General features: G+C 28.0%; 21 protein-coding genes. 1 reads left to right on the plus strand and 20 read right to left on the minus strand.

Annotated elements, in window-relative coordinates:
- Positions 1–9 precede the first annotated feature (9 nt).
- The 5 genes from coaD to KYD98_RS06730 all read right to left on the minus strand — a co-directional run bounded on the left by coaD (position 10) and on the right by KYD98_RS06730 (position 5,279).
- Entirely contained in the window at positions 10–489 is a 480-nt protein-coding gene (gene coaD / locus KYD98_RS06710; protein ID WP_219778837.1) for a pantetheine-phosphate adenylyltransferase, read from the minus strand.
- A gap of 2 nt (positions 490–491) precedes the next feature.
- Positions 492–1,049 carry a 16S rRNA (guanine(966)-N(2))-methyltransferase RsmD gene (gene rsmD / locus KYD98_RS06715; protein ID WP_219778838.1) on the minus strand — a complete coding sequence of 186 codons (558 nt, stop codon included), beginning with the start codon at positions 1,047–1,049 and terminating at the stop codon, positions 492–494.
- 62 nt (positions 1,050–1,111) lie between these two features.
- Entirely contained in the window at positions 1,112–3,145 is a 2,034-nt protein-coding gene (gene recG, locus KYD98_RS06720) for an ATP-dependent DNA helicase RecG (RefSeq protein ID WP_219778839.1), read from the minus strand.
- A 123-nt stretch (positions 3,146–3,268) separates the two neighbouring features.
- The gene (gene fakA, locus KYD98_RS06725; RefSeq protein WP_219778840.1) at positions 3,269–4,915 is read right to left on the minus strand and encodes a DAK2 domain-containing protein; all 1,647 of its coding nucleotides are present in this window, start codon (positions 4,913–4,915) and stop codon (positions 3,269–3,271) included.
- Positions 4,916–4,928: 13 nt separating this feature from the next.
- Positions 4,929–5,279: an Asp23/Gls24 family envelope stress response protein gene (locus KYD98_RS06730; protein ID WP_219778841.1), complete on the minus strand. Its 351-nt coding sequence runs from the start codon at positions 5,277–5,279 to the stop codon at positions 4,929–4,931.
- A 199-nt stretch (positions 5,280–5,478) separates the two neighbouring features.
- Here KYD98_RS06730 and rpmB point away from each other — a divergent pair, with 199 nt between their 5' ends.
- A complete protein-coding gene (gene rpmB / locus KYD98_RS06735; protein WP_090090232.1) occupies positions 5,479–5,670 on the plus strand; it encodes a 50S ribosomal protein L28 in 192 nt (63 codons plus the stop codon).
- A gap of 364 nt (positions 5,671–6,034) precedes the next feature.
- On the opposite strand, the gene KYD98_RS06740 is transcribed toward rpmB, so the two are convergent.
- From KYD98_RS06740 to remA, 15 genes are all read right to left on the minus strand, one after another.
- Positions 6,035–6,670: a thiamine diphosphokinase gene (locus tag KYD98_RS06740; RefSeq protein WP_219778842.1), complete on the minus strand. Its 636-nt coding sequence runs from the start codon at positions 6,668–6,670 to the stop codon at positions 6,035–6,037.
- A gap of 8 nt (positions 6,671–6,678) precedes the next feature.
- Positions 6,679–7,323 (minus strand): ribulose-phosphate 3-epimerase, encoded by a 645-nt coding sequence (gene rpe, locus KYD98_RS06745; RefSeq protein WP_219778843.1) that lies wholly within the window; start codon positions 7,321–7,323, stop codon positions 6,679–6,681.
- Positions 7,317–8,189, minus strand: a complete 873-nt coding sequence (rsgA, locus tag KYD98_RS06750; protein WP_219778844.1) for a ribosome small subunit-dependent GTPase A — start codon at positions 8,187–8,189, stop codon at positions 7,317–7,319. Before rsgA ends, rpe begins: the two co-directional genes overlap by 7 nt.
- A gap of 113 nt (positions 8,190–8,302) precedes the next feature.
- Entirely contained in the window at positions 8,303–10,222 is a 1,920-nt protein-coding gene (gene pknB / locus KYD98_RS06755) for a Stk1 family PASTA domain-containing Ser/Thr kinase (protein ID WP_219778845.1), read from the minus strand.
- A 1-nt stretch (position 10,223) separates the two neighbouring features.
- Positions 10,224–10,943 carry a Stp1/IreP family PP2C-type Ser/Thr phosphatase gene (locus KYD98_RS06760; RefSeq protein WP_219778846.1) on the minus strand — a complete coding sequence of 240 codons (720 nt, stop codon included), beginning with the start codon at positions 10,941–10,943 and terminating at the stop codon, positions 10,224–10,226.
- A gap of 1 nt (position 10,944) precedes the next feature.
- Positions 10,945–11,988, minus strand: a complete 1,044-nt coding sequence (gene rlmN, locus KYD98_RS06765; RefSeq protein ID WP_219778847.1) for a dual-specificity RNA methyltransferase RlmN — start codon at positions 11,986–11,988, stop codon at positions 10,945–10,947.
- A gap of 16 nt (positions 11,989–12,004) precedes the next feature.
- Positions 12,005–13,321, minus strand: a complete 1,317-nt coding sequence (gene rsmB, locus KYD98_RS06770) for a 16S rRNA (cytosine(967)-C(5))-methyltransferase RsmB (RefSeq protein ID WP_219778848.1) — start codon at positions 13,319–13,321, stop codon at positions 12,005–12,007.
- A gap of 16 nt (positions 13,322–13,337) precedes the next feature.
- The gene (locus KYD98_RS06775) at positions 13,338–14,015 is read right to left on the minus strand and encodes a zinc metallopeptidase (RefSeq protein WP_219778849.1); all 678 of its coding nucleotides are present in this window, start codon (positions 14,013–14,015) and stop codon (positions 13,338–13,340) included.
- 12 nt (positions 14,016–14,027) lie between these two features.
- On the minus strand, positions 14,028–14,957 hold the full coding sequence (gene fmt / locus KYD98_RS06780) for a methionyl-tRNA formyltransferase (RefSeq protein WP_219778850.1): 930 nt from the start codon (positions 14,955–14,957) through the stop codon (positions 14,028–14,030).
- A gap of 13 nt (positions 14,958–14,970) precedes the next feature.
- Positions 14,971–15,414 (minus strand): peptide deformylase, encoded by a 444-nt coding sequence (def, locus tag KYD98_RS06785; protein ID WP_219778851.1) that lies wholly within the window; start codon positions 15,412–15,414, stop codon positions 14,971–14,973.
- Between the two features lie 14 nt (positions 15,415–15,428).
- A complete protein-coding gene (gene priA, locus KYD98_RS06790) occupies positions 15,429–17,630 on the minus strand; it encodes a primosomal protein N' (RefSeq protein WP_219778852.1) in 2,202 nt (733 codons plus the stop codon).
- 218 nt (positions 17,631–17,848) lie between these two features.
- Positions 17,849–19,030 carry a bifunctional phosphopantothenoylcysteine decarboxylase/phosphopantothenate--cysteine ligase CoaBC gene (gene coaBC, locus KYD98_RS06795; protein WP_219778853.1) on the minus strand — a complete coding sequence of 394 codons (1,182 nt, stop codon included), beginning with the start codon at positions 19,028–19,030 and terminating at the stop codon, positions 17,849–17,851.
- A 5-nt stretch (positions 19,031–19,035) separates the two neighbouring features.
- Positions 19,036–19,251: a DNA-directed RNA polymerase subunit omega gene (gene rpoZ, locus KYD98_RS06800; protein WP_219778854.1), complete on the minus strand. Its 216-nt coding sequence runs from the start codon at positions 19,249–19,251 to the stop codon at positions 19,036–19,038.
- Positions 19,232–19,870, minus strand: coding sequence for a guanylate kinase (gene gmk / locus KYD98_RS06805; protein ID WP_219778855.1), 639 nt, complete (start codon positions 19,868–19,870; stop codon positions 19,232–19,234). The genes rpoZ and gmk overlap by 20 nt, the downstream gene beginning before the upstream one ends.
- Complete coding sequence (gene remA / locus KYD98_RS06810; protein WP_219778856.1) at positions 19,870–20,139, minus strand: extracellular matrix/biofilm regulator RemA; 270 nt, start codon at positions 20,137–20,139, stop codon at positions 19,870–19,872. The genes gmk and remA overlap by 1 nt, the downstream gene beginning before the upstream one ends.
- Between the last annotated feature and the right edge of the window lie 5 nt (positions 20,140–20,144).

Genomic DNA, 20,144 nt, shown 5'->3' on the forward strand with positions numbered 1-20,144 from the left:
TATCACTCCTTAAACTTTGATCCTACTCATAACATCAGGAATAATTTCTTTTGGCACAAGACCTTCAATACATCCTCCAAATTTAGCTACTTGTTTCACTGATGAAGAACTTAAATAAGAATACTGTGTAGATGTCATCATGAAAACAGTTTCTATATTAGGATCTAATTTATTATTCATAAGAGCCATTTTAAATTCATATTCAAAGTCAGATACCGCTCTAAGACCTTTTAAAATAACTTGTGCTTCCTTATCTCTTAGAAAATCTATTAAAAGTCCATTAAAACTAACAACTTCTACATTTTTCAAATGTTTAGTTACTCTTTTTATTAATTCTACTCTTTCTTCAATCTCAAAAAGTCCTTTTTTATCAACATTAACCAAAACACCTATAATAAGCTTATCAAAAACTTTAGCTCCTCTTTCTATGATATCAAGATGCCCATTTGTTATTGGATCAAAACTTCCTGGGTAAACAGCAACTTTCACGTTTAATCCTCCTTATATGCATAAAAACACACAGTAGTATTTCCATACTTCCTGCTTTTTGTTAGAATTATATCTTCATAACCATCATAAATTTCTTCTATACTATCAATTTTAGTTACAATTATTCCATCTCTATCTAAAATATTTTCTTTTTTAATAATTTCAATAGCTTTTGGAATCATTTCTTTACAATATGGTGGATCAATAAAAATTAAATCAAAAACTTTTTCTTTCTTAGACAAACTTTTTAAAGCTTCATAAGAATCCATATTTAAAGGGAAACAAAAATCTTGAAATTTTAAATTTTCCACATTTTGTTTAAGCAAAGGAAAAGTAACTGCACTTTTATCTACTAAATAAACTTCTTTTGCTCCTCTACTTGCTGATTCTAATCCCAGACTTCCTGTTCCTGCAAAAACATCAATAACAACAGCATCAGGTATATAACCTTGAATCATACTAAACATAGCTTCTTTTACTCTGTCAAGTGTTGGTCTAGTTTCCATTGTTGCAGGAGGTATTAATTTACGTCCTCTAGCTTTTCCTGATATTATTCTCAAAATTTTTCCTCCTTAACAGCATATATTAAATATATTAACATATTTATATATATTAATTCAAATTAATTAAAACAAATATATTTACTGCTTTTTTCTAAGTTTTTTTGCATTTGATCTATTAGTTGAAAACCTTCTTCATAATTATTATGTATTAAATTATACGCTTCAGCTTTTGCTGATCTTAATATATTCACATCTTCATATAAGTTAGCTAAAATAAAACCTTCATCTCCACTTTGTTTTCTCCCAAACATCTCTCCTGCTCCTCTTAATTTCAAATCTTCTTCTGAAATAAAAAAACCATCAGAAGATTCAGTCATTATCATCATTCTTTTCTTAGTTATATTACTTTTAGCTTTAGCTATTAAAATACAATATGATGCATATTTTCCTCTTCCAACTCTACCTCTTAACTGATGAAGCTGTGCTAATCCAAATCTTTCAGCATTTTCAATAATCATAACAGAAGCATTTGGTACATTAACCCCTACCTCTATCACTGTTGTAGATATCAATACCTTAAATTCATCATTTTTAAATCTTGTTATAATATCTTGTTTTTCACTAGCTTTCATCTTTCCATGAAGTATTTCAACACCTACATCTTTAAATTCACTATTTACTAGCTTTCTATATAAAGTTTCAATTGAATTCAACTGTTCTTTTTCATCTTCTTCAATTAAAGGACATACAATATATACTTGCCTTCCTTTTTTTATTTCTTCAAGCGCTAATTCATAAGCAAGATTTTTATTATTATCTTGATAAAATCTAGTATCTATTTTTTTTCTACCTGGTGGTAACTCATCAATTATTGAAACATCTAAATCTGAATATAAATAAAGAGCTAATGTTCTTGGAATAGGTGTAGCTGTCATAACAAGACAATCTGCTTGTTTTCCTTTATTTATTAATTTACTTCTTTGTTCAACACCAAATCTATGTTGTTCATCAGTAATTATTAAACCCAATTTTTTAAATTCAACATCTTCTTGAAAAAGAGCATGTGTACCTATTATTAATATAGGTTGTTCTCCTCTTATTCTTTCTTTAACACGCCTTTTTTCTTTTAATGAGGTACTTCCAGTCAATAATTCAATTTCTATATCAAAATCATCAAAAAGCCTTTTTGCTTCTTCATAATGTTGAGTAGCTAAAATTTCAGTTGGTGCCATAAACGCACATTGATAGCCATTTTTTATAGCATTAAATATAGCAATCAAAGCAATTACTGTTTTTCCACTTCCAACATCTCCTTGAACTAGTCTATTCATTGGATGCAAAGATTTTTGATCTCTTAGAATTTCTCTAACCACTTTTGTCTGTGCATTAGTAAGCTGATATGGTATTTTATTTTTTAACTCTCTAAGCTCATCTACCCACTCAAATATTATTCCATTTCTATTTTCTTTAAGTTTATATTTTATTAATAGTAATTTTAAAGAATAAGTAAATAATTCTTGAAATTTTAATCTAATAGTAGCCTTTTCTAAACTAATTTTATCATCTGGAAAATGTATGCTTTTTATCGCATTATTTAATGATATAAGAGAATATCTATTTAATATCTCAATCGGTAAATTCTCTCTTATTTCTATAGATGAAATTATACTATTTATTAATTTTTCAATTGTTTTATTATTTATATCCCCCTTCAAAGGATATTTAGGTAAAATATTATTCTTTAATGCTTCTTCACAAACAATAACAGGATTAATTACTTCTAGTGTTTTTCCTATCCTTTTAAATTTACCCATTAAATTATATGTTTTATTTATATAAATAGTATTTTTTATATAACGCTGATTAAACCATTTCGCAACCACTTTATGATTAGAGTAATCAAATTCTATTGTTGTTAAAATCTTACCTGTCTTAGTTTTAAAATCAGTTTTTATCTTTACTGCTTTACACATTAGAATCTGCTTTTCATCATCAATTATTTCATCAAATTCTAAATTCCCACTTACAAACTCATAATCTCTAGGAAAATATAATAAGAGATCCAGAATATTAAAAATTCCACATTTATTTAATTTTTCTGTTAGTTTTGGGCCTACCCCTTTCAATGAAGAAATATTACTATATATATCCATTAAATTTATCCTCCAAAAAAAGCACCAATTAAGGTGCTTTTTTATTCTTTAATATCTATAAATTTATTTTTACTATAATGAAAAATATACTTTACATATAGACTTTTTATTTTTTATTATGTCTTATTCTACTGACATTAAGAAATAGTATAAAGGTTGATTTCCTTTATAAGCTTGAATATCTAAATCTCCATATTCATCTTCTAATTCGCTTATAAATTCATGAACCTTATCTTCTTCCATCTCTTCTCCATAATAAATACTAACTAATTCACTTTCATTATCTAACATATCTTGTAAAACTTTTTTAGCAACAGATATTGAATTTTCCCCTACTTCCTTAATTTTACCTTCTATTAGACCTAGCATGTTTCCTTGTTTAATTTCTATTCCATCAATTTCAGTATCTCTAACAGCATAAGTTACAGATCCTGTTTTTATTGATTTTATAATTTCATTTAATTCTTCAATATTTTCATCCACTTCATGCTCTGGATTAAACATAGTTATACATGCAATACCTTGTGGAATAGTTGTTGTTGGTATTACTACTATATTTTTATCGGAAATTTCTGCTGCTTGATTAGCTGCCATAATAATATTTTTATTATTTGGCATTATAAAAATATTATCTGCACTTATTTTATCAATACAATCTAATATATCTTGAGTAGATGGATTCATCGTTTGACCACCTTCTATAACATAATCAACACCTGAATCTTTAAATATCTTTACAAGCCCATCTCCCATTGCCACAGTTATAAAAGCATACTTTTTATGTTCAACTTTATCTACTGCTATATCATCTACTAATTTTTCATTAGCTTCTTCAGTTACAGATAACAATTCTCTATGTTCTTCTCTCATATTATCAATTTTAATTTTTGATAATTCACCTATTTTTACAGCGTGAGATAAAACTAACCCTGGATCATTAGTGTGAATATGAACTTTAATTACATCTTCATATCCTACAACAATCATAGAATCGCCTAATGACTCTATCTTATCTTGAAATTCTTTTGCTCTCTTTGCATCTCCAAGTATTATAAATTCAGTGCAATATCCAAATTTAATATCTATATCTTCAGTAGCTTTAGCGCCCACTTTTTGAGCTTCTGAATTAACATTTATATCTTTAATCTCTGCTTCAATTTCTTCTGTTAATGCTTCAAGCATACCTTCAAGTATAATATAAAGTCCCATACCACCTGAATCTACTACTTTCGCTTTCTTTAAAGCAGGTAATAATTCTGGTGTTTTATCAAGCATTATTTTAGCTTCTTTATTTACTTCTTTCATTAAAGCTACAATATCATTAGCATTAGATGCCACAGCTGCCTCTGATGCTGCTCTTATTACTGAAAGTATTGTTCCTTCTGTCGGTCTCATAACTGCTTTATAAGCTGCATTACATCCTTCAAAAAATCCAATTGCAAATTCAGTTGGATCTACTTCACTCTTACCATCTAGGCCTTTAGAAAATCCTCTTAATATTTGAGATAAAATAACACCAGAATTTCCTCTTGCACCCATTAGTGCACCTTTTGCTAACTTTTTAGATATTTCTCCAATTGAATTAGAATTTATATTTTCTATTTCTTTAACTGCTGCTTTAAAAGTCATTGACATATTTGTTCCTGTGTCACCATCTGGTACAGGAAATACATTTAAAGCATTTACAAAATCGCTTTGTTCTAATAATCTATTGCTAGCATTTACAACCATGTTATAAAAATCATGGCCATTTATTTTTTTAAATTCCATCTAATTTAACCTCCTAGACTCTTACCGCTTGAACATTTACTGTTATCGATGAAACCTTTAACCCTGTGTAATTCTCAACACTATAACGAACTTTTTGAATTATATTATTAGCTATAACAGATATTTTTGTTCCATATTCAACCATAACAAATAACTCTACTTGTAATCTATTTTCTTCTATTAAATTTAATTTTACACCTTTACTCAAGTTTTCTATACGCATAAGCTCCCAAAATCCATCAGTAGCATTTTTAGAAACCATGCCAACTACGCCATAACATTCCATTGTTGATAATCCAACAATCTTAGCTAAGACTTCTTCTGAATAACTTATATTACCATTTTCGTTTGAAAATCCAACCATTGCTATTCCTCCTAAATATTATATCCTTATTGTATATTCTATCTTAGAACGGTATTTTATTCAAGAAATATCTCTTTAAATAATAATATTATTGCCTTTTCTTTTGAAAATTAACTTGCATACTTTATACTTTATGTGATATAATTCATTCTGTCCTATTGAAGATAATTATCTTTACAATATAAGGAGGTGTTTTCTAGTGGCAAGAAGATGCGAAATTTGTGATAAAGGTGTTGTATCTGGTGTACAATTCAGCCATTCACATCGTCAATCAAAGAGAACTTGGGCTCCTAACATAAAGAAAGTAAAGGCTTTAGTTAACGGAACACCAAAAACTGTTCATGTATGTACAAGATGCCTTAGATCTGGTAAGGTTCAAAGAGCAATATAGTTCAAATAAAAAATGCAATTGTTATCCCAATTGCATTTTTTATTTTTTCTTATTTTAGAGTTATATGTATACTCTATTTATTTTTTCTAAAAAATTTTATTATACTCGAAAAAAACTTAGGTAATTTAAATGCTACAATCTTCATTTTAGTCCTCCTGAAAATTAATATATTAATGCTCTTAATATATTAATATTCATAAATGATAAAAATGTTCCTGTTTTTATCATTTTATATAAAAATAAATTCAATAAATACATATTAAAATAATATTTCTATTATTATCTTTAAATAAAAAAATATACTTAAAACACTTCAAATAATTACATAATTTAAATTACAAAGTATTTTTTCTTTTATAAAAATTTAATCAAAAGAATGTAATATTAATAATTCTCCTTCTTTATACTCAATTTCAATTGGAGTGTCTATAAATTCATTACATATTGCTCTTGGTTCTAGCAATGATACATCACATTCTAACAAGGTATACCTACCACCTTTTATTTTTAAAGACTTCACTTTATCAGATAAAGCATGAAAGGATATATTTTCTCCATATTTTCCAAACAACTTTATTTTTTTATTTCCTAAATACATCCTATTATTATTGTCTATAATTTCAAGATATACACCTTTATTTTTTGCGTTTAAAAGTAATCCTATATTCCCTAGTGTATGATCTAACCTTGTACCTGTTGCTCCAAATAAATATATTTTATCACCACCTCTTTTTATTGACTCTAAAAATGCAATTTCTGTATCAGTAAAGTCTTTTTCTGGTGGATATTTCACAACTTCATTTACTTTATTTTCAAGTTCTTTTAAAACTTCTTTTTTCATCGAATCAAAGTCTCCAAGAAGCAAATTCGGAGTAATTCCATAATTCAAAAGACATTCTCCACCTTTATCTGCTGCTATAATAAAATCTGCATCTTTAATATAACTTTCTAAAAGTTCTTTAGATGGGGGATTGCCTCCACTTACAATTATTACTCTCATTTTGTTAGTTACCCCCTTAAGGCTTTTATATTCTCTTCTATATTACTACCATTAAATATGGCTGAACCAGCTACTATTACATTAGCTCCTGCTTCAATTAGTAAACTTACATTAGAAGAATCAACACCTCCATCTACCTCTATTAATAATGTTGGATTTAATTTCTCACTTAATTCCTTTACTTCTTTAATCTTTTCTAGCGCATATGGAATAAACTTTTGACCTCCAAATCCTGGATTTACAGACATTATCAATACCATATCTAATTGAGATATTAAATCTTTTAATACCATTGTTGGTGTTCCCGGATTTAATGAAACCGCTGCTTTTTTCCCTTTTGATTTAATATATTGAATTGTTCTATCAATATGTTTATCTGCTTCATAATGAACAGTTATAATATCTGCTCCTGCTGTTATAAATTCGTCTATATATTTTGATGGATTTTCTATCATTAAATGTACATCAAAAACTTTGCTAGTTCTCTTTCTTATAGCTTTTATAACTGGAAATCCAAATGATATGTTCGGTACAAAAGACCCATCCATAACATCTATATGAATAAAATCTGCTCCTGCTTTATCTATTCTTTCTATATCCTCTCCTAATCTTGAAAAATCTGCTGATAATATTGATGGTGCTACTTTTACCATTTATTTTTTTCCCCCTCTATTATTTCTTCTAATGTTCTTATATAAAATTCATATCTGTATTTATTAATTTTACCTTCTTCTACATATTTTTTTATTGCACATTGTGGTTCTTTATTGTGTAAACAACCTCTATATTTACAACTTTCATTATGTTCTTCAAATTCTGGAAAACAGTATTTCAACTCTTCTTTACTCATAAGTTCCTTTACTTCTAAAGTTGAAAATCCTGGTGTATCAACAATATACCCATCCGCAACTTCTATCAATTCACTGTGTCTTGTTGTATGCTTACCTCTTCCTATCTTTTCACTGACAGTTCCTGTTTGCATATGTTCTTTAGATGTAAGCTTGTTGATTAATGTAGATTTTCCAGCACCTGATGGACCACATAAAACTGTTATATTACCGTTAATCCTCTCTTTAAGGAGCTCTATACCTAGTCCTTCTTTAGCATTTATGTATAATACTTCATATCCTATATCATTAATTTTATTCTTAATTTCTTCTCGTTCTTCTTCTGATACTAAATCTACCTTATTTAAACAAACTATAGCTTCAATATTATTATACTCACATAAAACCAAAAACCTATTTAATAAGTCGAAATTTATATCAGGATTCTTAATCGCAAATACCACAAATGCTAATGATATATTAGCAACAGCCGGCCTAACTAATTTAGAAGTTCTTTCACTAATTTCTTCAATAACACCTTTACCATTTTCAAGTTTTATAATAACATTATCTCCAACCATCGGTTTAATATCTTTATGTCTAAATTTTCCTCTTGCCTTACATTCTATTAGTTCGTCATCAACTTTTACATAGTAAAATCCAGCTATTCCTTTTATTATTTTTCCCTTCATATATTCCTCCATAATTAAATTTTTCTCATTACTATAATAAACAAAATTTTGTAAATAATTCAACTTTTATAAAAAAGAGAGGGTGGTTTTTAACCCATACCTCTCCATTATTATTAATGTGGTTTACTGTTAGTAGTTTTTCCTGGACCTTGAGTTGGTACATCCTGATTTTCTGCTTCATCTTCAGATATTGGAGGGGTAGTACCTGGTTTATTATTATTGTTATTATTCCCAGGTGTTGTTCCTCCCGGTGTATTGCTTCCTGGAGTATTGTTTCCTGGTGTTTCTTGTGGTGGAGTAATTGGTTCTGGTTTAGGTTCTGGTTTCACATATTTACCAATAGTAATTGTAATTGTACTCCATTGCCTTACATTAGAGCCTTCATTAGATTGTGATAATACTTTACCATTGTTAGACTCATCATTTGTTTCTTTTTCTACAATTGAAACTTTTAATTTTGCATTTTCAAGTTTAACCTTTGCTTCATCTAAAGTTAAACCTATCACACTAGGAACCTTAGAATATTTTATCTCCGAACCCTTACTTACAACTATTGAAACCTTTGTAGATGTAGTTATTTCTGTATCTTTAGTTGGATTTTGGCTTATTATTTGTCCTTTTGGAATATCATTGCTATATTCTTCTGTAGTATTATCTATCTTTAATCCAAGGGATTCTAAAATCTTTTTAGCTGTATCTAAATCATCTTCCCTTAAATCAGGCATTTTAACCTTAGTTTCTCCTGAACTGACAATAACTCTAACTTTACTTTTTACCTTTACTTTAGTTCCTTCTTTAGGATCTATTTTAATAATTGTTCCCTCTGGTTGATCACTTTTTTCAGTTCCAGCATCTACCAAAATCAAATCCATGCCTTCAAGTTTAGCCTTTGCCTGCTCTAATGTGCTACCTATAATATTCGGAACTTCTACTTCTTTATTTGTACCTGCAGAGCTAAATAATGTAAACAATCCTATACCTAATAATATTAGAAGCGCTAAGCCTCCTATTATCATTCCAATTTTCATAATCTTTTTCTTATTGATATTTTTCGATTTTGTTTCATTATCTTCCTCATAATCATCATCGTCATAATAATAATCATCCTCTTCATAAGCACTATTGTTTAAATTAGATTGTTTTGATATTTCTTCTGTTACTGCTGACATTATTATTGTATGTTCATTATCTGTAACACTATCTATTATAGCATTAGGATTTTCCTTTATCTTTTCAAGATCTAATATTACTTCTTTAGCAGTTTGATACCTCTTATTAGGATCTTTTTCCATGCATTTTAATATTAACTTATTTAAATTATCAGGTATTTTGGAATTAAGATTTTTAGGTGGTATAACATTTTCTTGCAAATGCTTTAATGCAATAGTTACAGCAGTATCTGCTTCGAATGGTAGAACACCTGTAACCATTTCATATAATACAACTCCTAGTGAATATAAATCTGTTCTATAATCTATAAAACTTCCTTTTGCTTGTTCTGGAGAAAGATAATGAGCTGATCCCATTATAGTGCTAGTATTAGTAATAGTTGATGAGGAGGTTGATTTAGCGATTCCAAAATCAGTTACTTTAATTGCACCATTTTCAGCAACTAAAATATTTTGTGGTTTGACATCTCTATGAATTATTTTATTTCTATGTGCACAATCTAATGCCTTTGCTATTTGTATAGCTGTTAATATAGCTTTTTCATAATTCATTTTACCAAATTTATTTATGGTATCTTTTAATGTCTTACCATCAACTAACTCCATAACTATATAATTTAAATCATCTTGTGTGCCCACATCTAATATATTTACAATATTGTTATCAGATAAAGTGGCAATTGCAGTAGCTTCCCCTTTAAACTTTTCAACAATATCAGCATTATTACAAAATTCTTTTTTAAGAATTTTAACTGCTACAAATCTATTTAATTTATTACATCTTGCTTTAAAAACTTCAGACATTCCACCTTCGCCTATTTTTTCAAGCAATTCATATCTATTACCTAATATAATCCCTTTCATGTTACATCTCTCCTCCAAACAACAATACAGTTATGTTATCTCTACCACCTTTTTCTTTTGCCAAATTCACCAATCTATTAGCTGCATTATTATAATCATTTTCCTCATTAATTATAGACAATATTTCTTCATTTGTTAATTCATTTGTAAGTCCATCTGAACATAAAATATATAAATCATATTGATTACTTTTTAATGGAAAAATATCTACATCTACTTTTCTACCAGTTCCTAAAGCTCTCGTTATTATATTTTTTTTAGGATGGTTTATTGCATCTTCTTCTGTTATACTTCCACTATCTATCAATTCTTGTACTAAAGAATGATCTTTTGTTATTTTTGTTATTTTTCCATCCTTTACTGCTAAACATGAACTATCTCCTACATTTGCAATGTGAATAAAATCTTTAGTTATTAAACAAGCCGTAACTGTAGTTCCCATTCCATTTAGAGCTTGATTAGTCTTTGAATATTCAAAAATTAATTCATTTGATTTTTGAATTGCTGATTCAATCAATTCTTCTTTAGTTATAGAAAAAAACTTTTCTTCTACATATTTTACAATTTGTTCTGCTGCCATTTTACTAGCTACCTCACCAGCATTATGTCCGCCCATTCCATCTGCAACTACGTATATTTTAAAATCTTCTTTTTCTAAATAAATAGTAAAGTCTTCATTTAAAGTTCTTTTTAATCCTACATCACTAACTAAGCCAACCAATTTATTCTCCCCCTATCTTTTGGGTATTTATATAACTACGTCTAAGTTGTCCACAAGCTGCATTAATATCGCTTCCCATTTCTCGTCTTACAGTGACCTCTATGCCTAATTTTTTTAATACATTTGAAAAATCTTGTATTGATTCTTTAGAAGATCTTTTAAATAAACTTTCCTTTATTTCATTAACTGGTATTAAATTAACATGACAAAGCAGTCCTTTTAATAATTTACCTAAAGCTTTTGCATCTTCTTTAGTGTCATTAACTCCCCTTACTAAAGCATATTCAAAAGTAACCCTTCTATTTGTCTTATTAATAAAATATCTACAAGCTTCTAAAATTTCTTCTATAGTATATTTATTAGCTATTGGCATAATTTCTTTTCTTTTTTCATCACTAAATGCATGAAGAGATATTGCTAAAGTAATATTTAAGTTTTTATCTGCAAGTTCATATATTTTAGGAACTATACCACAAGTTGATAATGTTATATGCCTTTGACCTATATTTAATCCATACTCTGCACAAACTAATTCTAAAAATTTCATAACATTATCATAGTTGTCCAACGGTTCTCCACTTCCCATTAAAACAACATTTGATATTCTTTCTCCAATATAATCCTGTACTACAAGTATTTCAGATAAAATCTCTCCAGCAGTTAAATTTCTAACCCTTCCATCAATTGTTGAAGCACAGAATTTACAGCCCATTCTACAACCAACTTGAGTTGATATACATATAGAATTTCCATGTTTATATCTCATAAGTACACTCTCTATTAAATTTCCATCTGAAAATTTTAATAAAAATTTTTCAGTACCATCAATATTAGATTTATAGACTTCTTCTATTTCAGGAAAACTAATTTCAAAACTTTCTTCAAGTTTGCTAATTAAAGATTTAGGGATATTTCTCATATCCTTAAAATCTTTAATTCCTTTATATATCCATGAAATTATTTGCTTTGCTCTAAAAGAACTTTCATTATTTTCCTTCATCCATAACACAAGCTCTTCCAGAGTATAATCTAATAAATTTTTCATTTATTCACCTACTATGTTATTGCTTTTCTAATTTTACAACAAAGAATCCATCCATATTTTCATTAGGCATTATAGTTAATGAACCATCTCTATTATAGACTAAATTATCTTGCTTACCTATGAAAATCTTCTTTATTTTACAATCTTTATTATTATTTAAAAACCATTCTATATTTTCTTCATTTTCTTCTTTATTAAGAGTACAAGTTGAATATATCATGATTCCACCTGTTTTTAAATATTCCCAAGCATTCTTCATTATCTTTCTTTGAATTGGAATAATTTCTCTTAAATCATTTCTTTTTTTATTCCATTTTATTTCAGGTTTTTTTCTTATTATACCTAATCCAGAACATGGAACATCTATTAATACTCTATCTGCAGATGATATAAGTTTAGGATCTAATTTAGTTGCATCTCCTAATTGAACTTCTACATTAGTAACTCCTAATCTTTTACAATTTTCTTCTATTAAAGCTAACTTAGAATCATGAATATCAAAAGCTAGTACTTCACCTTTGTTTTCCATTATTTCTGCTATATGAGTTGTTTTACCGCCTGGTGCACTACACAAATCTAACACTCTCATATTTTGTTCTAATTCAAGTAATGGTGCAACTAACATAGCACTCTCATCTTGTACTGTAATCTTGCCATCTTTAAATAAAGGATTTTCTTGAATTGAGCTTCCACCCTTAATAGAAATAGCTTCTGGACAAACAAATCCTTCCTCAATGCAATATTCCATTTCTTCTAATTCATCATAAACATCATCATAATTACATTTAATATCATTCACTCTAACACTAATTTTTGGAGTTTGATTTAAACCTGCCAGTATTCTTTTTCCTACTTCTTCTCCATATTGTTTAATTAAAAGTCTTATCATCCAAGGTTCAAATGAAAATTTATATGCATATTCATCAATTTTATTACCATCAACTTTAATATCATCTGGATTTTTAGTATAATTTCTAAGTATACCATTTACAAGTTTAGATGATTCCTCAGATATGTTCTTTGCATCATCAACAGCCTCATTACAAGCTGCATAACTTGGTATCTTATCCAAAAATGCCATTTGATATATTGCTACTCTTAATATATTTAAAACATCATTATCCATTATTTTAATATCTTTTACAAAATTAGAAATAATTATATCAAGTGTTTTCTTTCTTCTTAAAACTCCATATACTATTTCAGTTAATAATGCTTTATCCTTTTCAGATAAATCTGAATTACTTAATTCTTTTGAAATAACTATATTTGAATACGCTCCTTCATTTATGACTCTTTTTAATATTTTTACTGCTAAATTTCTACAATTCATATACTACCTCTTTTACTTAATCTCTATTACTAATTGCAATAAGTCTAATTAATTGCGATATTGACATTAATGCTGCCGCAACATAAGTCATAGCTGCCGCATCTAAAACTTTTGTTGCTCCATTTACTTCATCATTATATAAAATATTTCTAGTTTTTAATATGTTTAATGCTCTACTTGACGCATTAAATTCAACAGGTAATGTAATTAATTGAAAAATTACAGCTCCTGAAAATAACACAATTCCTAAAGTCACTAAACCTTTAAATCCCATTAATATTCCTATAAAAAATAAAATCCATGAAACACTTGAACTAATATTAACAACTGGCACAATTGAGTTTCTTACCACTAAAGGTTTATATGCCTCTTTATGTTGCATTGCATGACCTACTTCATGTGCTGCAATACCAGCTGATGCTATTGTTTGACCTGAATAAACTTCTGGTGATAATCTTAAAACTCTACTTGAAGGATCATAATGATCTCCTAATTTAGAATTTATAACTTCTATCTGGATATCCCAAAGACCTGCTTCATCTAGCATCATCCTTGCCACCTGTTGTCCTGTATAACCATTCATTGTTCTTACTTTACTATACTTGTTATATGCAGAATTAACTTTATTTTGTGCCCAAAAAGCAATTATTATTGCAGGAAGTAATATTATCATTGTACTGTCAAAATAAAACATAATTTTTCCCTCCTATATTCCTAAAATAACACCTTTTTCTATACTATTACCATTTATGTATTGTGCTATAGTAAGTGGCTTCCCATTAGGGAATTGTACTTTTTCTATAAGAATTACTTTTTCTTTACAAGCAACCTTTATCCCATCTTTTGTTACATCTATTATAGTTCCCGGAACTTTAGCTGTTTGTTCTTCTAAAACTTTCGTTTTATATATTTTCATTCTTTCACCTTTGTATTGTGTATAAGCAATTGGCCAAGGACTTAGTCCTCTTACAAGATTATGAATATCTTTTGCACTTTCTGACCAATTTATATTTGCTAATTCCTTATCAAGCATCTTTGCATAAAAAGTTTCATCACTTTGCTTTATAGGATTTATTTCTCCTTTATAAAGACCTTGCATAGTTTTAATTAAAAGTTCTGATCCTCTTATCATTAAAATATCATGTAATTCTCCACTTGTCATGTCATCACTTATTTCAATTTCATCTTTAAGAAGCATATCTCCTGTATCTAATCCTACATCCATCAACATAGTAGTATTTCCTGAAGTTTTTTCACCTTTTATTATAGCCCAATTTAATGGTGCTGCACCTCTATACATAGGAAGAAGTGATGCATGCAAATTTATGCAACCATATTTAGGAATATCCAATACCTCTTTTGTTAAAATTTGTCCAAATGCAACTACAATAATAAAGTCGGGATTTATTTCTTTTAATTTATTAATTAATTCTCTATCATCTTTAAGCTTTATAGGCTGATAAATTGGAATATCATGCTTTAATGCTTCATCTTTTACAGCAGAATAAGCCATTTTTTTACCTCTACCTTTCGGCTTATCTGGTTGAGTTATTACTGCTTTAACATCATATGTTTCTATTATCTTTTTTAAAGACGGAACTGCAAACTCGGGTGTCCCCATAAATACTACTTTCATTTATTATGGCCTCCTATTTTCTTTTTGCTCTATCTACAAATAAAGTTCCATTTAAATGATCATATTCATGACATATAGCTCTTGCTAAAAGATCTTCCGCTTCTATTTCGAACTCTTCACCTTTTTCATTTAATGCTCTAGCTTTAACAAATTTAGGTCTTTTTACTGGTGCTGTTTCACCTGGTAAACTTAAACATCCCTCCTCATCTACTTGTATTCCTTCTGTTTCTAATATTTCAGGATTTATAAATACTAAAGGACCTTCTCCAATATCTACAATAAATAATCTTTTTAATATACCTACTTGTGGTCCAGCTAAACCAACACCATCTGCTTCGTACATTGTTTCAAACATATCTTTAATTAAAGTTACTATTCTATCATCAATATTTTCAACTTCTCTACATTTCTTTCTTAAGATTGGATCTCCAAATTTTCTTATATTTCTTAATGCCATTTTAATTCTTCCCCCTAATTCATATTATTTGGGTTTATATCTATACTAACCCTTATTTCATTATATACACTCTTATTTAATAGATAAAGTGTCTCTTTTACTTTTTTGTTAAATTTATCAGTTAAATTTCCTTTTATAAGTATTTGCCAACGATATTTATCCTTTAATTTGGTAATTATGCATGGTACTGGACCTAATAACGTTAAATCTTTCTCATTTATTATTTTTTCCAGTTCTTCTCCTAAATTATACATAAAGTTCTTTAATTTTTCTTCAAATTTGCTAGAAGCATTAATTAAAAGTATTTTTCCAAAAGGTGGATTATTCATAAATTTTCTCAAAGTTAATTCTTCTTTAAATAAAGATTCATAATCTTCTTCTTTTGCATATTTTATACTATAATGCTCTGGATTATAGGTTTGAACAATGACATTCCCTTCCTTTTCTCCTCTCCCTGCTCTTCCTGCAACTTGAGTAATTATTTGAAATGTTCTTTCTCCAGATCTATAATCTGGAATATTTATTGAAATGTCAGCTGCTAATACTCCAACCAGAGTAACATTAGGGAAATCCAAACCTTTGGCAATCATTTGAGTTCCTATTAAAATATCACCATCACCTTTTTTGAATGAGTTGTAAATAGATTCATGTGAATTTTTATGTCTTGTCGTATCAACATCCATTCTTAATACTTTTGCTTTAGGAAAATATTTTTTAACTTCCAATTCAACTCTCTCAGTTCCTGCACCAAAAAATTTAACATATTTACTTTTACATTTAGGACATATCTTAGAAACTTTTTCTGCTCTACCACAATAATGACATATTAAATATCCATTTTTGTGATAAGTCATAGAAACATCACATTCTGGACATTTAAACACATAGCCACAACTTCTACAAGAAACAAAAGTAGATAATCCTCTTCTATTTAAAAATAAAATTATTTGATTTTTTTCTCTTAAATTCATATCAATCTCATTATAAAGTTTTCTACTAAATAAAGAAATATTATTAGCCTTTAATTCTTGTCTCATATCTATTATATCAAACTTAGGCATTTTTCTCATATTGACTCTTTTAGTCATCTCTATTAATGTATATTCACCTTTTAATGCTTTATAATAAGTTTCAACACTCGGAGTAGCTGAACCTAAAACTAATTTACAATTTTTCAATTTACTTATAAACTCTGCTACTTCAATTGTGTTATATTTAGGATTTTGTTCTGACTTATAACTTGATTCATGTTCTTCATCTATTATTATTAATCCCAAATCATTCATTGGTAAGAAAAGTGCACTTCTTGCACCAATAACAAGTTTAGCTTTTCCTTCCTTAACTCTATACCATTCATCAAATCTTTCACCTTCTGAAAGTCTGCTATGAAAAAGTGCAATATTACTACCAAATCGACCTTTAAATCGTTCAATCATTTGAGGCGTTAAAGATATTTCTGGGACTAAAACTATACAGCTTTTACCTTTTTTTAAAGTTTCATTTACTAAATTCATGTAAACTTCTGTTTTCCCAGAACCCGTAACTCCTTTTATTAAATACCCCAAATTATTTCCATTTAAAATTGTATTTAATGCATATGTTTGTTCAATATTTAATACTTTGGATATATCTTTATCATAATTACGAACATTATATCTAAATACTACTTTTTCTTCACATTTTAAAAAACCATTCTTTATTAAATTATTTAAAGAATAAAGCGAAAATCCTTTTTCTTTAGTTAATTCAGTTTTTGTAAAACAACCTTCATTTAGAGATATAAAATTATAAAGGCTTATATAATTTTCTTTATTAAATTTTTCTCCACATAACGGTTTTTCTGTAAATATGACTATCTTTTTCTTGTTTTTAATACCCTTCATAATTCCAACTGGAATCAATAATCTTATAGCATCAATAAATTTACAAAGATATTTTTCTCTTAAAAATTTAATAAGTTCAATATCACTATTAGTTAAAATAGGTTTATCATCAGAACAACTTATAATATTTTTAACTTTATATTTTAAATCTACTTCCTCTGTTAAAATTGAAAATACAAAACCATCAACAATCCTATTACCCTTTCCAAATGGCACTTTTACTCTAAATCCAACATTAACTTTATCAAAAAGTTCATCCGGAATTTTATAGGTAAAAGGTCTATCAACTTCGTTTGCATCACTATTTATAATTATTTCAGCATAAATGCCCATTTAAATTCACCCTTTTTCAAGATGCCTTTTTATTTAAGGCACATGAAATAATTAATAGATCTTTAACATATGTTTTATATTCTGTATGAAATAAGAAAGCAATTTTATTTAACAGCGAGCTATTAACTGAATTTGCTAACGCAGTATTACAAAAAATAAACATACATACTAATCTACTATTTTTTTGAATGTGCCTAATATGAGAAGAAAGCGCAAATTTAGCGCTTTCCAACAATAATATCAAATAAATTTCTAGCAACTTCACTTTTACTCATTTTATCTAATTTAATTTCTTTGCCTTCTTTAGATAAAATAACAACTTTATTATCCTCTGAGGCAAAACCAGTATCATTGCTTGTTATATCATTTGCCACAATATAATCTAAATTTTTCTTTAAAAGTTTATTTTGTGCATTTTCCTTTAAGTTTTGACTTTCTGCTGCAAAACCAACTAAAATTTGCTTAGTTTTTTTATTTCCTAACTCCATTAAAATATCACTATCTCTAATGAAAGTTAAGTCTAAATTTCCTTCAAGTTTTTTTATCTTTTGTGTGCTATATTTTTCTATTTTATAATCAGCTACTGCTGCTGATTTTATTATGATATCGGAATCTCCAAAATATTTATTTACCTCATCTTTCATTTCATTATTAGTTGAAATTTTAACAAGATTAATATTTTTAGGTACATCTAATGATGTAGGTCCAGATATTAATGTAACTTCAGCACCTCTATTTCTAGCTTCTTTTGCTATTGCATAGCCCATTTTACCTGTAGATCTATTAGTAATAAATCTTACTGGATCTATTGGTGATATAGTAGGACCTGCTGTAACTAAGACTTTTTTCCCTATCAAATCTTTATTAACAAACTCTGACATTACTTTGTCAACTATTATTTCTGGACTTTCAAGTTTACCTTTTCCAATATCACCACATGCAAGTCTTCCAGATGCTGGTTCTATAAATTCATATCCTAATCTCTTAAGTTTTTCTATATTTTCTTGAACTATAGGATTATTGTACATATTTGTATTCATAGCAGGTGCAAAAATCACTTTTGCTTTAGTAGCCATAATAGTTGTAGATAACATATCATCAGCTATACCATTAGCTACTTTTCCAATTATATTAGCAGTAGCTGGTGCTACTAAAAATATATCTGCTTTTTCTGCTAAACTTATATGTTGAATTTCCCAAGCTTTTGGTTCAGAAAACATATCGCAGGTTACCATATTTTGGCTAAGTGATTGAAAAGAAAGCGGTGTAACAAATTCAGTAGCTGATTTTGTCATTATCACTCTAACTTCAATATCTTTTTTTCTAAGTAAACTTACTATCTCAAGCGCTTTATAAACCGCAATTCCTCCACTTACTCCTAATACAACACATTTTTTCATTTTTCTTAAATTCCTTCTTCTGAATTTGCATATTTAACTGCATCTTCATTTACTTCATTTATTGCAATTGTTAAAGGTTTATTGGAATCAACATCAACTAAAGGTTCTGCACCTTCAATTATTTCTCTAGCTCTTTTTGAAGTTAAAATAACTAAAGAATATCTGTCCTCCACCTTTGTTAATAAATCTACTATTGATGGATTAATCATAGAGTTGTTCATGTATTAAGTCCTCCTTTGAATCTAATATACTGTGTTTTAATCTATCTACTCTACATTTTTCAGCTAATATTATAGCTTCTAATTTTGAAACGGCAACATCAACTTCATCATTTACTACTGCATAATTATATTTAGAAACAAAATTTATTTCTTTATATGCAGATTTAAATCTCTTCATAAGAGATTCAGGCGTTTCACTTCCTCTTTTTATAATTCTTTGCTTTAACTCTTCCATAGATGGAGGAAGAATAAATACAAATACTCCTTCTTCAGTATTCTCTTTTACTTTTAATGCACCTTGTATGTCTATTTCTAAAATAACATCTTTTCCACTTTCTAATATCTCTTCAACATTAGACTTAGGTGTTCCATAGTAATTTCCATAAACTTCTGCACTTTCTAAAAAATCATTTTCTTCAATTCTTTTTAAGAATTCTTCTTTAGATAAAAAATGATAATTAATACCATCTATTTCTCCTTGTCTTGGAGATCGTGTAGTTGCAGAAACAGACAAAGATAAATTATTGTTATTTTTAATTAATTCTTTACATATTGTTCCTTTTCCTGCACCTGATGGTCCTGATATAACAATCAATAGTCCTCTCTTTTTTTTATTCATTATTCATCAACCTCATCAACAACGTCTTCTTTAGTAGCTAATCTATGTGCTACAGTTTCTGGTTGAACTGCTGATAAAATCACATGATCACTATCTGTTATTATTACAGCTCTTGTTCTTCTTCCATAAGTAGCATCTATTAACATACCTCTATCTCTTGCTTCTTGTATTATTCTTTTAATTGGTGCTGATTCTGGGCTCACAATAGCAACTAATCTATTAGCAGAAACTATATTACCAAAACCTATGTTTATTAATTTTATTCCCATGTTTT

Source organism: Clostridium weizhouense (assembly GCF_019431045.1).
Lineage (GTDB): Bacteria > Bacillota > Clostridia > Clostridiales > Clostridiaceae > Clostridium > Clostridium weizhouense.

Excerpts from the sequence above, each read along its gene's own strand:
- recG (WP_219778839.1), bottom strand. The coding sequence starts at position 3,145 with ATGGATATATATAGTAATATTTCTTCATTGAAAGGGGTAGGCCCAAAA.
- fakA (WP_219778840.1), bottom strand. The coding sequence starts at position 4,915 with ATGGAATTTAAAAAAATAAATGGCCATGATTTTTATAACATGGTTGTA.
- KYD98_RS06730 (WP_219778841.1), bottom strand. The coding sequence starts at position 5,279 with ATGGTTGGATTTTCAAACGAAAATGGTAATATAAGTTATTCAGAAGAA.
- KYD98_RS06740 (WP_219778842.1), bottom strand. The coding sequence starts at position 6,670 with ATGAGAGTAATAATTGTAAGTGGAGGCAATCCCCCATCTAAAGAACTT.
- rpe (WP_219778843.1), bottom strand. The coding sequence starts at position 7,323 with ATGGTAAAAGTAGCACCATCAATATTATCAGCAGATTTTTCAAGATTA.
- rsgA (WP_219778844.1), bottom strand. The coding sequence starts at position 8,189 with ATGAAGGGAAAAATAATAAAAGGAATAGCTGGATTTTACTATGTAAAA.
- pknB (WP_219778845.1), bottom strand. The coding sequence starts at position 10,222 with ATGAAAGGGATTATATTAGGTAATAGATATGAATTGCTTGAAAAAATA.
- rlmN (WP_219778847.1), bottom strand. The coding sequence starts at position 11,988 with ATGAAAAATTTATTAGATTATACTCTGGAAGAGCTTGTGTTATGGATG.
- rsmB (WP_219778848.1), bottom strand. The coding sequence starts at position 13,321 with ATGAATTGTAGAAATTTAGCAGTAAAAATATTAAAAAGAGTCATAAAT.
- KYD98_RS06775 (WP_219778849.1), bottom strand. The coding sequence starts at position 14,015 with ATGTTTTATTTTGACAGTACAATGATAATATTACTTCCTGCAATAATA.
- fmt (WP_219778850.1), bottom strand. The coding sequence starts at position 14,957 with ATGAAAGTAGTATTTATGGGGACACCCGAGTTTGCAGTTCCGTCTTTA.
- def (WP_219778851.1), bottom strand. The coding sequence starts at position 15,414 with ATGGCATTAAGAAATATAAGAAAATTTGGAGATCCAATCTTAAGAAAG.
- priA (WP_219778852.1), bottom strand. The coding sequence starts at position 17,630 with ATGGGCATTTATGCTGAAATAATTATAAATAGTGATGCAAACGAAGTT.
- coaBC (WP_219778853.1), bottom strand. The coding sequence starts at position 19,030 with ATGAAAAAATGTGTTGTATTAGGAGTAAGTGGAGGAATTGCGGTTTAT.
- rpoZ (WP_219778854.1), bottom strand. The coding sequence starts at position 19,251 with ATGAACAACTCTATGATTAATCCATCAATAGTAGATTTATTAACAAAG.
- gmk (WP_219778855.1), bottom strand. The coding sequence starts at position 19,870 with ATGAATAAAAAAAAGAGAGGACTATTGATTGTTATATCAGGACCATCA.
- remA (WP_219778856.1), bottom strand. The coding sequence starts at position 20,139 with ATGGGAATAAAATTAATAAACATAGGTTTTGGTAATATAGTTTCTGCT.